11 protein-coding genes are annotated in these 13264 nt (G+C 72.8%); 5 read left to right on the top strand and 6 right to left on the bottom strand.

Annotated elements, in window-relative coordinates; genetic code table 11:
• Window positions 1-12 precede the first annotated feature (12 nt).
• The 3 genes from meaB to LNK82_RS30925 are packed head-to-tail and all read right to left on the bottom strand — an operon-like array spanning window position 13 to window position 5166.
• Window positions 13-1014 (bottom strand): methylmalonyl Co-A mutase-associated GTPase MeaB, encoded by a 1002-nt coding sequence (gene meaB, locus LNK82_RS30935; protein ID WP_230570417.1) that lies wholly within the window; start codon window positions 1012-1014, stop codon window positions 13-15.
• Complete coding sequence (gene scpA / locus LNK82_RS30930; RefSeq protein WP_230570416.1) at window positions 1007-3202, bottom strand: methylmalonyl-CoA mutase; 2196 nt, start codon at window positions 3200-3202, stop codon at window positions 1007-1009. Before scpA ends, meaB begins: the two co-directional genes overlap by 8 nt.
• Window positions 3199-5166 carry a methylmalonyl-CoA mutase family protein gene (locus tag LNK82_RS30925; RefSeq protein ID WP_230570498.1) on the bottom strand — a complete coding sequence of 656 codons (1968 nt, stop codon included), beginning with the start codon at window positions 5164-5166 and terminating at the stop codon, window positions 3199-3201. The genes scpA and LNK82_RS30925 overlap by 4 nt, the downstream gene beginning before the upstream one ends.
• 119 nt (window positions 5167-5285) lie before the next feature.
• Here LNK82_RS30925 and LNK82_RS30920 point away from each other — a divergent pair, with 119 nt between their 5' ends.
• Complete coding sequence (locus LNK82_RS30920; protein ID WP_230570415.1) at window positions 5286-6956, top strand: serine/threonine-protein kinase; 1671 nt, start codon at window positions 5286-5288, stop codon at window positions 6954-6956.
• A 41-nt stretch (window positions 6957-6997) separates the two neighbouring features.
• Here the strand turns inward: LNK82_RS30920 and LNK82_RS30915 are convergent, their stop codons facing one another.
• On the bottom strand, window positions 6998-8209 hold the full coding sequence (locus tag LNK82_RS30915) for an MFS transporter (protein ID WP_230570414.1): 1212 nt from the start codon (window positions 8207-8209) through the stop codon (window positions 6998-7000).
• Between the two features lie 269 nt (window positions 8210-8478).
• Here LNK82_RS30915 and LNK82_RS30910 point away from each other — a divergent pair, with 269 nt between their 5' ends.
• Window positions 8479-9291, top strand: a complete 813-nt coding sequence (locus LNK82_RS30910) for a purine-nucleoside phosphorylase (protein WP_230570413.1) — start codon at window positions 8479-8481, stop codon at window positions 9289-9291.
• A complete protein-coding gene (locus tag LNK82_RS30905) occupies window positions 9288-10904 on the top strand; it encodes a phospho-sugar mutase (RefSeq protein ID WP_230570412.1) in 1617 nt (538 codons plus the stop codon). The genes LNK82_RS30910 and LNK82_RS30905 overlap by 4 nt, the downstream gene beginning before the upstream one ends.
• Window positions 10905-10908: 4 nt before the next feature.
• Here LNK82_RS30905 and LNK82_RS30900 read toward each other — a convergent pair whose 3' ends face one another.
• The gene (locus LNK82_RS30900) at window positions 10909-11241 is read right to left on the bottom strand and encodes a hypothetical protein (protein ID WP_230570411.1); all 333 of its coding nucleotides are present in this window, start codon (window positions 11239-11241) and stop codon (window positions 10909-10911) included.
• Between the two features lie 121 nt (window positions 11242-11362).
• On the opposite strand from LNK82_RS30900, the gene LNK82_RS30895 reads away from it, so the two are divergent.
• A complete protein-coding gene (locus LNK82_RS30895; RefSeq protein ID WP_230570410.1) occupies window positions 11363-11812 on the top strand; it encodes a flavodoxin family protein in 450 nt (149 codons plus the stop codon).
• Window positions 11813-11900: 88 nt separating this feature from the next.
• Window positions 11901-12326, top strand: a complete 426-nt coding sequence (locus LNK82_RS30890) for a TM2 domain-containing protein (RefSeq protein WP_230570409.1) — start codon at window positions 11901-11903, stop codon at window positions 12324-12326.
• A 3-nt stretch (window positions 12327-12329) separates the two neighbouring features.
• Here LNK82_RS30890 and LNK82_RS30885 read toward each other — a convergent pair whose 3' ends face one another.
• Window positions 12330-13259, bottom strand: a complete 930-nt coding sequence (locus tag LNK82_RS30885; RefSeq protein ID WP_230570497.1) for an aldo/keto reductase — start codon at window positions 13257-13259, stop codon at window positions 12330-12332.
• Window positions 13260-13264 lie beyond the last annotated feature (5 nt).

The following is a 13264-nucleotide window of genomic DNA, read 5'->3' as shown; positions in this document are numbered from 1 at the left end:
GGAACGTGCCCGCTACCTGCCCTGTTCGGCGTCGGCGCGGAACGCGGCCAGGATGCGTTCGGCGGCCAGCGTGGCGGTCACCTCGCCGGCGCGCACCTGCCGTTCCACCTCGGGCACCACCGAGCGCACGCCCGGCGCCGCGCGCAGGCTCGTGAGCAGCTGGTCGTTCACCATGGCCCAGGTCCAGTCGACCTGCTGCCGACGTCGCCGCTCGGCCAGGTCACCGGCCGCCTCCAGCGTCTCCCGGTGCTTGACGACCTGCTGCCACACGGTGTCGAGCCCGGAGCCGTCCAGCCCGCTGCACGTCAGCACAGGCGGGTGCCACCGGGCGTCCGGCGGGCGCAGCAGCCGCAGCGCCCCGGCCAGCTCGCGGGCGGCCTTGCGGGCGTCCAGTTCGTGCGGGCCGTCGGCCTTGTTGACCGCGATCACGTCGGCCAGCTCGAGCACGCCCTTCTTGATGCCCTGGAGCTGGTCGCCGGTGCGGGCGAGGGTGAGCAGCAGCGAGCAGTCCGTCATGTTGGCCACCGCGACCTCGGACTGGCCGACGCCGACCGTCTCGACCAGCACCACGTCGTAACCCGCGGCCTCGACCAGCACGATCGACTCGCGGGTCGCCCTGGCCACGCCGCCGAGCGTGCCGGAGGTCGGCGACGGTCGGATGAACGCCGCCTCGTCGACCGCGAGCCGGGCCATCCGGGTCTTGTCGCCCAGGATCGAGCCGCCGGTGCGGGTGGACGACGGGTCGACCGCCAGCACCGCCACCCGGTGGCCCTGCGCGGTCAGCATCGAGCCGAACGCGTCGATGAACGTCGACTTGCCGACACCGGGCACGCCGGTGATGCCCACGCGGTGCGCGTTGCCCGAGTGCGGCAGCAGCTCGACCAGCAGCTCCTGCGCCGACGCGCGGTGGTCCGGGCGCGTGGACTCGACCAGCGTGATGGCGCGCGCCAGCGTGCCCCGGTTGCCGGCGAGCACGCCCTTGGCGTACTCGCCGACGTCGACGGGCTTAGCCATCTCGTCCCGGCAGGTCGTCGTGGCCGAGCTGCTCGGCGAGCCCGCGCAGCAGGTCGCCCGCCGCGTCGGCGATGACCGTGCCGGGCGGGAAGATCGCCGCCGCGCCCGCCTCGCGCAACGCGTCGAAGTCCTGGGGCGGGATCACGCCGCCGACCACGATCATGATGTCCTCGCGGCCCATTCCCGCCAACGCCGAGCGCAGCGCGGGCACCAGCGTGAGGTGGCCGGCGGCCAGCGACGACACGCCGACGATGTGCACGTCGGCCTCGACGGCCTGGCGCGCGACCTCCTCCGGCGTCTGGAACAGCGGGCCGACGTCCACGTCGAAGCCGAGGTCGGCGAACGCGGTCGCGATCACCTTCTGGCCGCGGTCGTGCCCGTCCTGGCCCATCTTGGCGACCAGGATGCGCGGCCGACGCCCTTCGGCCTCGGCGAACGCCTCCACCACCTCGCGGGTGGCCACGACGTTGGACACGGACCCCGCCTCCTCCCGGTAGACGCCGGTGATGGTGCGGATCTGCGCGGAGTGCCTGCCCCACACCTTGCCCAGCGCCTCGCTGATCTCCCCGACGGTGGCCTTGGCGCGGGCCGCGGCGATCGCCAGCTCCAGCAGGTTGCCGTCGGAGCCCGCGGCGTCGGTCAGCGCGGTCAGCGCGGAGTCCACATCGAACTGGTCGCGTTCTTCGCGCAACCGGGCCAGCTTCGCCAGCTGCTGCGCGCGCACCCCGGCGTTGTCGACCTTGAGCACGTCGATCTTCTCGTCGAACTCGACCTGGTACTTGTTCACGCCGATCACGGGCTGCCGACCGGAGTCGATGCGCGCCTGGGTGCGCGCGGCGGCCTCCTCGATGCGCAGCTTCGGGATGCCCGCCTCGATGGCCTGCGCCATCCCGCCCGCGGCCTCGACCTCGGTGATGTGGGACCACGCGCGGTGCGCCAGGTCGTGCGTGAGGCGCTCGACGAACGCGCTGCCGCCCCACGGGTCGATCACCCGCGTGGTGCCGGACTCCTGCTGGAGCAGCAGCTGGGTGTTGCGGGCGATGCGCGCGGAGAAGTCCGTCGGCAGCGCCAACGCCTCGTCCAGCGCGTTGGTGTGCAACGACTGCGTGTGCCCCTGCGTGGCGGCCATCGCCTCGACGCACGTGCGCGCGACGTTGTTGAACACGTCCTGCGCGGTCAGCGACCAGCCGGAGGTCTGGCAGTGCGTGCGCAGGGACAGCGACTTCGGCGACTTCGGGTCGAACGTCTTGACCAGCTTCGCCCACAGCAGCCGGGCGGCCCGCATCTTGGCGACTTCCATGAAGAAGTTCATGCCGACCGCCCAGAAGAACGACAGCCGCGGCGCGAACGCGTCGACGTCCAGTCCCGCGTCACGGCCCGCCCTCAGGTACTCCACGCCGTCCGCGAGCGTGTAGGCCAGCTCCAGGTCGGCCGTCGCGCCGGCTTCCTGCATGTGGTAGCCGGAGATGGAGATCGAGTTGAACTTCGGCATCCGCCGCGAGGTGAACGCGAAGATGTCCGAGATGATCCGCATGGACGGCTTCGGCGGGTAGATGTAGGTGTTGCGGACCATGAACTCCTTGAGGATGTCGTTCTGGATGGTCCCGGCGAGCTGCTCGGGCGCCACCCCCTGCTCCTCGGCCGCGACGACGTACAGCGCCAGGATCGGCAGGACCGCGCCGTTCATGGTCATCGACACGCTCATCCTGTCGAGCGGGATGCCGTCGAACAGCCGGCGCATGTCGTAGATCGAGTCGATGGCCACGCCCGCCATGCCGACGTCACCGGCCACGCGGGGGTGGTCGGAGTCGTAGCCGCGGTGGGTGGCCAGGTCGAAGGCGACGGAGAGGCCCTTCTGGCCGGCCGCGAGGTTGCGGCGGTAGAAGGCGTTGGACTCCTCGGCGGTGGAGAACCCGGCGTACTGCCGGATCGTCCACGGCTGGTTGACGTACATCGTCGGGTACGGGCCGCGCAGGAACGGCGCGATGCCCGGGTAGGTCGCGAGGAAGTCGAGGCCCTCGGTGTCGGCGGCGGTGTAGACGGGTTTGACGCCGATGCCCTCGGGCGTCTCCCACGTCAACGCGTCCGCGCCCTTGCCGGTCGCCTCCTGGAGCGCGGCGTGCCACTGCGCGGCGTCGCCGGCGGTGGTGGGTTCGCCCAGGTCGATGTCGGCGAAGTTCGGGATCATCGCTGGACTCCAAGGGATTCGAACGTGCGCTCCAGCACTTCCAGGGCCGGGCAGCCGGTGAAGACGTGCTCGTCGACGTCGACGGCGGGGTGCTTGCCGGCCAGCAGGATCCGCTCCGCGCCCGCTTCGCGCAGCGCTCGCGCCACGGGTGCGGCCAGTTCGGCGTAGCCTGCGTCGCTGCCGCACAGGCAGGCGATCCGGGCGCCGCTCTCGCGGAACTTCGCGACCACGTCGTCCACCGTGCTGGTGGGACCGGCGTCCGGCGTCTCGATGCCGCCCGCCTGGAACAGGTTCGCCGCGAACGAGGCCCGCGCGGTGTGCGCGGCGACCGGGCCCAGGGTGGCCAGGAAGACCTTCGGGCGTTCGGGGCTCGCGTCGGCCGCGTCCCGCAGCGCCTCGAAGTCCTGGGCGTAGCGGATGCGCGGGAGGGGCCGGGTTCGGCGCCCCGGGATTGTCGGACCCTTCTGGGAGAATGAAGACCGGGGATCCCCCGAGGGGGACTCCTGCGGAGCGTGGCCGTTGCCGGGTCCTGCGGGGGCGGACGCGCCTTCGGGTGCGGGCGGGTCTTCGGGTGCGGGCGGGTCTTCGGGTGCGGGCGGGTCTTCGGAGGCCGGCGGCACGCCGGGCGCGGGTCGGTCTTCGGGTGCGGGCGGGCGGGTCACGGGTTGTTCGCCGAGGTTCGGGAACTCGCTGACGCCGGTCAGCGCGTCGGTCCGGTCGGCCAGGTTCGCCCGGCGCCGTTCCCAGGTGGCCGCGATCCGGTCGCCGACCAGGTCGAACGCCGCGGGCAGCCCGCCGGCGGCCTCGATCTCGCGGAACCACGCCCAGGCGGCCCGCGCGAGGTCGTCGGTGAGCCGTTCCACGTACCAGGAGCCGCCCGCCGGGTCGATCACGGCGGCCAGCTTCGACTCCTCCAGCAGCAGCGACTGCGTGTTGCGGGCGATGCGCCGGGCGAAGTCGTCGGACAGGCCGATCGCGTGGTCGAACGGCAGCACGGTCACCGCGTCCGCGCCGCCGAGGCCGGCGCCGAAGCACGCCACGGTGGTGCGCAGCATGTTCACCCACGGGTCGCGGCGGGTCATCATCGCGGGCGACGTGACCGCGTGCTGCAGTTGCGGGCTCGGCGCGCCGGCGACCTCGGTGACCCGCGCCCACAGCCGCCTGGCGGCCCGGAACTTGGCGATGGTGAGGAACTGGTCGGCGGTCGCCGCGTACCGGAACTCCAGCAGCCGCACGGCTTCCGCGACGTCCAGCCCGGCCTCGGTCAGGTGCCGCAGGTACGCCACGCCGGCCGCGAGGGACGCGCCCAGCTCCTCCGCGTCCGAGCCGCCGGCCTCGTGGAACGGCAGGCCGTCCACGACGACCAGGCGCAGCCCGGGGAACTCACGCGCCTTGCCGAGCAGGTCGGTCAGGGCGGCGAGGTCGGCGGGCTGCCCCGTGCGCGCCTGCACGCCCAACGGGTCCGCGCCGACGTTGCCCCGCACCTCACTGGCGAGCACGGGTCGCTGGTCCCAGACCCGCAGCATGGCCCGCCCGGCTTCGAGGAAGTCCGCGCCCGCGTCCACGACCACCGGCGCGAGGTCCAGGTAGACGTCGGCCAGCACGTCGTCGTAGGCAGCCGGGTCGAGCCCCTTGAGCCACAGCGACGTGACGCCGTTCTCCAGGTCTGCCATCACCGCCTCGCGGTCGGCGGCCCGGTGCTGCTGGCGGACGTCCCAGCCCTCGACCGCGCCCTGCGGCCGACCGCCCCTGGTGAACGGGGCCAGGCCGGGGAAACCGGCGTCCGGCGCCCCGTCGGCGGCGGTGTAGAGCGGCTGCACGGCGATGCCGTCGTAGGTGGTGGTGATCAGCGACCCGAAGTCCGCGCCCGACTTGCGCAGCACGCCTCGGACCAGGTCCAGCCACTGGTCGCGGTCAGGGGTGGTGAATTCGGCGGCCAACGCCAACTCGCCTGACGGCTCCATCATGCTCCGCAGTGTTACTCACCGGTAGTTCGGCGGCTATGTGAGGTTCACCGCCGTGAACGATGCAGATGCCAGTCTTCCACGCTGGTGGATGATGACCCAGTGTGGATGATGGCGCAGTGGAATCCGAGCGACTGATCGCCGGCCGCTACCGCCTGCGGCACGTCCTGGGGCGTGGCTCGATGGGCACCGTCTGGGCGGCGCACGACGAGGTGTTGCGGCGGGACGTCGCGGTGAAGGAGATCCTGCGCCCGGCGGGCGGGCCGGACGACGAGGGCGAGGTGCTCCGGGAGCGCACGCTCCGGGAGGCGCGCTCGGCCGCGGCGCTCGCGCACCCGAACCTGGTCACGTTGTACGACGTGGTGCAGGTCGACGGCGACCCGTACGTGGTGATGGAGCTGGTGCCGTCGTCGTCGTTGGCGGAGGTCGTGCGGCAGCGCGGTCCGTTGACCGACGTGCAGGGCGCGGTGGTGGCGGACGCGGTGGCCGCCGCGCTGGAGGCCGCGCACCGGGCCGGGATCACGCACCGGGACGTGAAGCCGGGCAACGTGCTGGTGGCCGACGACGGCCGGGTGAAGCTGACCGACTTCGGCATCGCGCGCAACGTCGCCGAGGCCACCCTGACCAGCCGCGGGATCACGTTGGGGACGCCCGCGTTCATCGCGCCCGAGGTGGCGGCGGGCGGAGCGGTGTCGTTCGCGGCGGACCAGTGGTCGTTGGGCGCGACGCTGTTCGCCGCGATGACCGGGCAGCAGCCGTACGAGGGCGCGAACGTGCTGCAGACGATCAACCAGGTGGTGCACGGCGACGTGCCGTCGGCGTCGGCCTGCGGTGCGCTGGAGGCGGTGGTCGCGGGGCTGATGGTGAAGGCGCCGGACGAGCGGATCACGTTGGCCGAGGTGCGGCGGCTGGTCCGGCCGTTGCTGCCGGAGCCGGGCGTCGACGTGTTCCCGGCGTCGTCGGCCACCCGGCCGGTGGTGGAGGTCGTCCGGCCGGCGCCGGTCAAGCCGCCGATACCGCCGGAGACGCCGCTGGCCGCCGATCCCGGGCCGCTGCCGTTCATGGTGGCGGAGGCGCCGACGCGCGAGCTGACCCGGCGGCCGGGGCTGACGGTGCTGGTGGCGTTGTCGGCGGTGGTGCTGTTCGCGATCGGCAGCGTGTCGGGCTTCGCCCTGACCAGGACGGTCGCCGGCGCGTCCCTCCTGCCGCCGCCGACCCAGGAGGCGCCGTCACCGCCCGCGATCACCGAGACGCCGCCGCTGCTGCCGACCACCGCGTCGGCCGCGGCGGCGAACGGCGAGCAGGGCGCGGAGTTCACCATCGAGGTCGGGCCGGACTGGACCAGCTTCCTGGAGCAGCGGGCGAACAACGGGCTCGGCCCGAGCACGGTGGTGCACCTGGTCGCGCCGAACGGGTGGTACGAGGTGACCGTGCAGCGGTTCCCGGACTACTACGAGCGCAACACGATCGAGGACTACCTGCGGCTGGTGCGGTCGCGGTGGGCGGAGGACCAGTACTTCGGCGAGGCCCTGGAAGCGACCGACGTCCTGCCGCCGGGCGGCAAGGAGCCGGGCGTCCAGTACAGCTACCGGACCGTGGAACGGGCCACCCCGCTGACCCGCGGCACCGTCTCCCCCGGCCCTGACCTGCGCCGAAGCCGGTACTCGCGGGTGCTGCCCCGCGGCAACGACCTGTGGGTGGTCGAGGTCGTCGTGCCGACCGAGCAGGAGGAGACGGGGCGCAGTCGGCTGTTCGACACGATCGCGCCGACGTTCCGGGTGACCGACTAGGTGAATGCGGCGACATCCGCCGCCGAATACCGGTCGCTCCATCACGGAACCGAACGCGCGGTCGCGCCCTGGCGCGCGAGAGCGGTGATCGTGGCCGCTATTCCGATGACGGCGGTCGTGATCGCGGCGGTGATCGGCCAGCCGAACCATTCGACGGCGGTCGCGCCGAAAGCGGTGCCGAGGCTTCCGCCCACGAAGTACACCAGCATGTACGCGCTGTTGAAACGCGCGGGCGCCGCCGGGTCGATGGACAGAACGGTGCTCTGATTCGCGACCTGGGCGGCGAAGAGACCGGCGTCGAACAGGGCCAGGCACACAAGGGTCACGACGGTGTTCGCGAGCGTGAAGCCGAGGACGACCGCGGCGGTCCCGGCCACGGCCAAGCCCGCCAGGACGACGCGCCGCGCGCCCACTCGATCGGTCCAGGCGCCGGCGACCTGTGTCGCGAGGACACCGGTGAGGCCGGCCAGCGCGTACAGGCCGATCCGATCGGCCGGGTACGAGTGCGGCGGCGCGGAGAGGGCTACCGCGAGCCCGGACCACACGGCGCAGAACCCGAAGAACCACAGCGCGCCGCGAATTGCCGCGAGCCGGAGCGGCGCGTGCCGGGCGAACAACCCCGGAACCGAGCGCAGGGTGGCGAGGTAGCCGTGACCGACGCCGCCCCGCGCGGCCGGGAGCACCGCCAGTGAGCACAGCGCGACCAGCGCGCAGGCGGCAGCGAACACGAGGAGCGTCCCGCGCCAGCCGATCTCGTCGGCGAGCCGACCGCCCACGATCCTGCCGGCGAGGATCCCGGCCGAGATCCCGGCGGTGACGATTCCCAGGACAGTCGCGCGTCGACGTTCGGCGGCGAGCCGGCCCGCCAGCGAACTGAGGCCCGCGCCCACCGCCGAACAGGCTCCGATCACGCCGATCACCAGTCCCAACACCACTGCGCTGCCCACCGCGGCACCCGCCGCCAACGCGACTGCCAGGACCCCGAACTGGGCCGCGAGCACCCGTCTCGGGGAGAAGCGGTCCACCAGCGGAACGAGCAGGCCGAGTCCGACCAGATAGCCGACCGGGCCGCACGCGAGCGCGATTCCGACCGAGGCGATGGAAGAGCCCAGGGAATCCGCGACATCCGCGATCGCGGGCTGCAGCGGGTAGATGGTGGACGTCCCGAGCGCGGCCGCGAGCGACATGAACCACACCGCGGATCCGCGCGGTCGGGTGGCGATCGGATTCTTGGCGGCAGGGAGAACATTCACAGGAATCGACCGTACGGACGCACCAGTCCGGATGCCGGCGGATTCTCGACCATTCGCTCGGCGAACGGCGTGGTCTTTCGGGTCTTCGAATTCCGCAGCGCACACGTGACCGCGGTCGAGCCGCACAGGTCGTGCAAGGCACGGCGGATCGCCGATCGGTCGGATGCCACGTCCCACCGCTCCACCCGTCAACCGCTCCGCCCGTCGCGGTGCCAGTGGGACCGCGGCACTGCGGGCACCGGCGCGAGGCGGCTATTAGGCTCGCGCCCGTGACCGGTATCGATGAGAACACCACCCCTGAGGCCCTGGCCACCGACGCGGCCAAGGCGTTGGCCGAGCGGACCGGGGTGGGCAGGCACGACATCGCCGTCGTCCTCGGGTCGGGGTGGCGCCCCGCCGCCGACCTCATCGGCGAGCCCGACGCCGAGGTGCCCATGGGCGAGCTGCCCGGGTTCGAGGCGCCCACCGCCGTCGGCCACGGCGGCACGGTGCGGTCGGTGAGCGTCGGCGACAAGCACGTGCTGGTCATGCTCGGCCGGACGCACGGGTACGAGGGCAAGGGCGTGGCCAAGGTCGTGCACGGCGTGCGCACGGCCGCCGCGGCGGGTGTCGGCACGGTCGTGCTGACCAACGCGGCGGGCGGGCTGCGGCAGGGCATGACGGTCGGCCAGCCGGTGCTGATCAGCGACCACCTGAACCTGACCGCGTCGTCGCCGCTGGTCGGGGCCCGGTTCGTGGACCTCACCGACCTCTACTCGCCACGCCTGCGCGACCTCGCCCGGGAGATCGACCCGTCGCTGGAGGACGGCGTCTACGCGGGCCTGCCCGGGCCGCACTTCGAGACGCCCGCCGAGATCCGGATGCTGCGCACGATGGGCGCGGACCTGGTCGGGATGTCCACCGTGCTGGAGGCCATCGCGGCACGCGCGGAGGGTGTGGAGGTGTTCGGCCTGTCCCTGGTGACGAACCTGGCCGCAGGCATCACCGGCGAGCCGCTCAACCACGAAGAGGTGCTGGAGGCGGGCCAGGCGGCGGCGAGCCGGATGGGCGCGCTGCTGCGCGAGCTGGTGACGCGGGCATGACCCTCGCCCCGGCCCTGCGCGACGCCGCGTTCCGCTGGATCGCCGACGACCCCGACCCGGCGACGCGCCTGGAGCTGCAGACCGTCGTGGCGCGGGCGATGGGCGGTGACGCCGCCGCGGCCGACGAGGTGGCCGACCGGATGGCGGGCCCGCTGGCGTTCGGCACGGCGGGGCTGCGCGGTCCCGTGCGGGCCGGGCCGAACGGGATGAACCGGGCCGTGGTCATCCGCACCACGGCCGGCCTCGCCGCGTGGCTCAAGGCGCACGGGCACGTCGGCACGGTGTTCGTGGGCCGGGACGCGCGGCACGGGTCGGAGGACTTCGCGGCGGCGGCGGCCGGTGTGCTGGCGGGCGCGGGGTTCACCGTGCGGGTGCTGCCGGGGCCGTTGCCGACGCCGGTGCTGGCGTTCCTGGTCAAGCGGCACGCCGCGGTGGCGGGCGTGCAGATCACCGCGTCGCACAACCCGCCCGCGGACAACGGCTACAAGCTGTACCTGGCCGGTGGCGGGCAGATCGTGCCGCCGGAGGACCGCGAGATCGAGGCGGCGATCCGGGGCGTGCCCGCGGCCGTGTCGGTGCCGTTGTCAGAGGACTACCTGCCGGTGTCGGACGCCGAGGTGGACGAGTACCTGGAACGGGTCGCGTCGCTGCCGCGCGGCGCCCACCGCGACCTGCGCGTGGTGTTGACGCCGATGCACGGGGTCGGCGGCGCGACGGCGGTGGAGGCGTTGCGGCGGGCCGGGTTCACCGACGTGCGGGTCGTGCGCGAGCAGGCCGTGCCGGACCCGGGGTTCCCGACCGTGGCGTTCCCGAACCCGGAGGAGCCGGGCGCGGCGGACCGGTTGCTGGCGCTGGCGGCGGCGGAGGACGCCGACCTGGCCATCGCCCTGGACCCCGACGCCGACCGGTGCGCGCTGGGCGTGCGCGAGCGGGACGGGTCGTGGCGGATGTTGCGCGGCGACGAGACCGGCGTGCTCCTCGGCTCCCTGGTGCTGTCCACTGTGGAGAGCGCGGACCCGTTGGTGGCCACCACGATCGTGTCGTCCTCGTTGCTGAAGTCGATCGCGCGGGCGCACGGCGCGCGTTACGCGGAGACGTTGACCGGGTTCAAGTGGCTGGTGCGCGCGGGCGACGGCCTGGTGTTCGCCTACGAGGAGGCACTGGGCAACTGCGTCGACCCCGCGTACGTCAACGACAAGGACGGCATCTCGGCGGCCGTGGTGGCGTGCGACCTGGCGGCCGGGTTGAAGGCGTCCGGCCGCACCCTGCTGGACGCGCTGGACCAGCTCGCCGTCGACCACGGCCTGCACGTGACCGACCAGGTTTCGCTGCGGTTCACCGACCTGAGCAGGATCGGCGCGTTGATGGCCCGGCTGCGCGGCCGGCCGCCGGAGGGGTTCGCGTTCGAGGACCTGCTGCCGGAGGCCGACGTGGTCAGGCTGACCCGTGAAGGCGTGCGGGTGGTCGTGCGGCCGTCCGGCACCGAGCCGAAGCTCAAGGCGTACCTGGAGGTCGTGGAACCGGTGTCCGACGACCTGCCGGCCGCCCGGGCGCGCGCTCGGGACCGGTTGGCCGGACTGCGGGCTCAGGTGTCCGAGCTGCTCGCGGACTGAGCGGTCACGAGGCCAGGGCGAGCAGCAGGCACAGCACGGCGACGACGAGCGCACCGCCCGCCACCAGGTAAGGCCGCCTGGTCGGCGGGCTCACCGGCCGCGACCGGTGCTGCGTGACGGCGGCGACCGAGATGCGGCCGGAGATGTAGCTGACGGTGCACAGCGCGACGCCGGTCGCGAGGATCATCGTGTTCACGTCCCACGGGCTGTGGTCGACACCCGGCCACAGGGCGATGAACACCAGCGGCAGGCCGATCAACCCGACCCCGATCCCGACCCCCGCGCCCCAGGTGATCCGCCGGTTCCGCTTCATCGTGGCGATGCTGCGAGTTTCCATGACTCCCTCCCGTGTCACTACCCATAAGGACGCGCGACGACCCAGCGGGTTCCGTCACTGGGATTGGCGCCATGCTACCGAGCGGTTGCCGCGCCGTGCCGATCCCGGCAACCTGGGCCGCGTGCCACGCCTGCTGATCGTCCACCACACGCCGTCGCCCGCCATGCAGGAGCTGTTCGAGGCGGTGGTCGAGGGCGCGAACGACCCGGAGCTCGACGGTGTCGAGGTGGTGCGGCGGCCGGCGCTGGGCACGACGGTGACGGACGTGCTGGAGGCCGACGGGTTCATCCTGGGCACGCCCGCCAACATCGGCTACATCAGCGGCGCGTTGAAGCACTTCTTCGACACGATCTACTACCCCTGCCTGGACGCCACGCGCGGCCGGCCGTTCGGGGCCTACGTGCACGGCAACCTGGGCACGGAGGGCGCGGTGAAGGCGGTGCGGGACATCACGACCGGGTTGAAGTGGCGGCCGGTGGTCGAGACGGTGTGCCTCACCGGCGCGCCGGACGGCGACGCCCGGGAGCGGTGCCGGGAGTTGGGCGCCACGGTCGCGGCCACGTTGCTGTGATCGGGTGATCCATCACGCTCCGATGTGATCGGTAACGCTCCGCCTCCCTCGTCCGACAGACTGCCGCGACGACATGTGGAGGAAGTCGATGACCCAACCGGTCGGTCCCCCGCCGATGTGCGGTTCCTGCGGCGCGTACCTGCAGCCGCCGAGCGTCAACTGCGCCGTCTGCGGTGCGACGCAGTGGCCGTCGACGCAGGCCCCGCCGCCGCACCCGCCCGCGCACCCCGTGCCCTACGGGATGCCGGTGCGCGGCGTGGTGACCGCCAAGAACCCCGGCGTCGCGGTGCTGCTGTCGTTGCTGTGGCTCGGGGCCGGCAACCTCTACGCGGGGCAGACGGTGCTCGGCGTGATCCTCCTGCTGGCGAACTTCCCGTTGATCCTCCTGGCCATGACGGTGCTCGGGCTGATCATCGCGTTCCCCGTGTGGGTGGTGCTGGTGATCGTGTCGATCGTGCTGGCCATGCAGGGCGCGAAGGACTTCAACCGGCGCAACGGCATCGTGGTCCGGTAGCGCCTAGCGGCCGAGCGAGGGCAGCACCTCGGTCGGGTACCGGGTGCCCGCGACCGCGTCGGGCGGCACGGCCGCGGCGATGCGGGCCAGCTGCGCCTCGGTCAGCCGGAGGTCCGCGGCGGCGGCGTTCTCCTCCACGTACTTCACCCGCTTGGTGCCGGGGATCGGCACCGCGCCCTGGTGGTGGACCCACGCCAACGCGATCTGCGCCGCCGTCACGTCGTGCTCCCGTGCAACCTCGCGCAGCGACTCCACCAGCGCGAGGTTGCGGTCGAAGTTCCCGTCCGCGAACCGCGGTTGGCCGACCAGGCGGAAGTCACCGGCCGCGAAGTCGTCCTTCGACGTGTAGCGGCCGGTGAGGAAGCCGCGGCCGAGCGGCGAGTACGCGACGATGCCGATGCCCAGCTCGCGGCACGTGGGCACGACCTCGTCCTCGATGTCGCGCGACCACAGCGACCACTCGGTCTGCACTGCCGCGACCGGGTGCACGGCGTGCGCGCGCCGGATCGTCTCCGCGCCCGCCTCCGACAGGCCGATGTGGCGGACCTTGCCCTGCTCGACGAGCTCGGCCATCGCGCCGACGGTGTCCTCGATCGGCACCTTCGGGTCGACCCGGTGCTGGTAGTACAGGTCGATGTGGTTCGTGCCCAGGCGGCGCAACGACGCGTCGGCGGCCTGCCTGACGTACTCCGGGTCGCCGCGCAGACTCCACTGGGACCGCGGCAGCCCCGGGTCGCGGACGATGGCGAACTTCGTCGCCAGCACGACCTCGTCACGGCGGTCCCTGATCGCCCGGCCGACCAGCTCCTCGTTGGTGAACGGCCCGTACATGTCGGCCGTGTCGAGGAACGTGACGCCCAGGTCGAGGGCGCGGTGGATGGTGGCGGTCGACTCGGACTCGTCACCGGGGCCGTAGAAGTCGCTCATGCCCATGCAGC

Source organism: Saccharothrix luteola, from assembly GCF_020859565.1.
In the GTDB taxonomy this organism is placed as follows: Bacteria; Actinomycetota; Actinomycetes; order Mycobacteriales; family Pseudonocardiaceae; genus Actinosynnema; species Actinosynnema luteola.
Note: the sequence above shows the minus strand (reverse complement) of the source record. Positions and strands in the feature narration are given on the sequence as shown.

Coding starts and splice junctions, on each gene's coding strand:
- meaB (WP_230570417.1), bottom strand. CDS start 1,014: ATGGCTAAGCCCGTCGACGTCGGCGAGTACGCCAAGGGCGTGCTCGCC.
- scpA (WP_230570416.1), bottom strand. CDS start 3,202: ATGATCCCGAACTTCGCCGACATCGACCTGGGCGAACCCACCACCGCC.
- LNK82_RS30925 (WP_230570498.1), bottom strand. CDS start 5,166: ATGGAGCCGTCAGGCGAGTTGGCGTTGGCCGCCGAATTCACCACCCCT.
- LNK82_RS30905 (WP_230570412.1), top strand. CDS start 9,288: ATGACCCTCGCCCCGGCCCTGCGCGACGCCGCGTTCCGCTGGATCGCC.
- LNK82_RS30900 (WP_230570411.1), bottom strand. CDS start 11,241: ATGGAAACTCGCAGCATCGCCACGATGAAGCGGAACCGGCGGATCACC.
- LNK82_RS30890 (WP_230570409.1), top strand. CDS start 11,901: ATGACCCAACCGGTCGGTCCCCCGCCGATGTGCGGTTCCTGCGGCGCG.
- LNK82_RS30885 (WP_230570497.1), bottom strand. CDS start 13,259: ATGGGCATGAGCGACTTCTACGGCCCCGGTGACGAGTCCGAGTCGACC.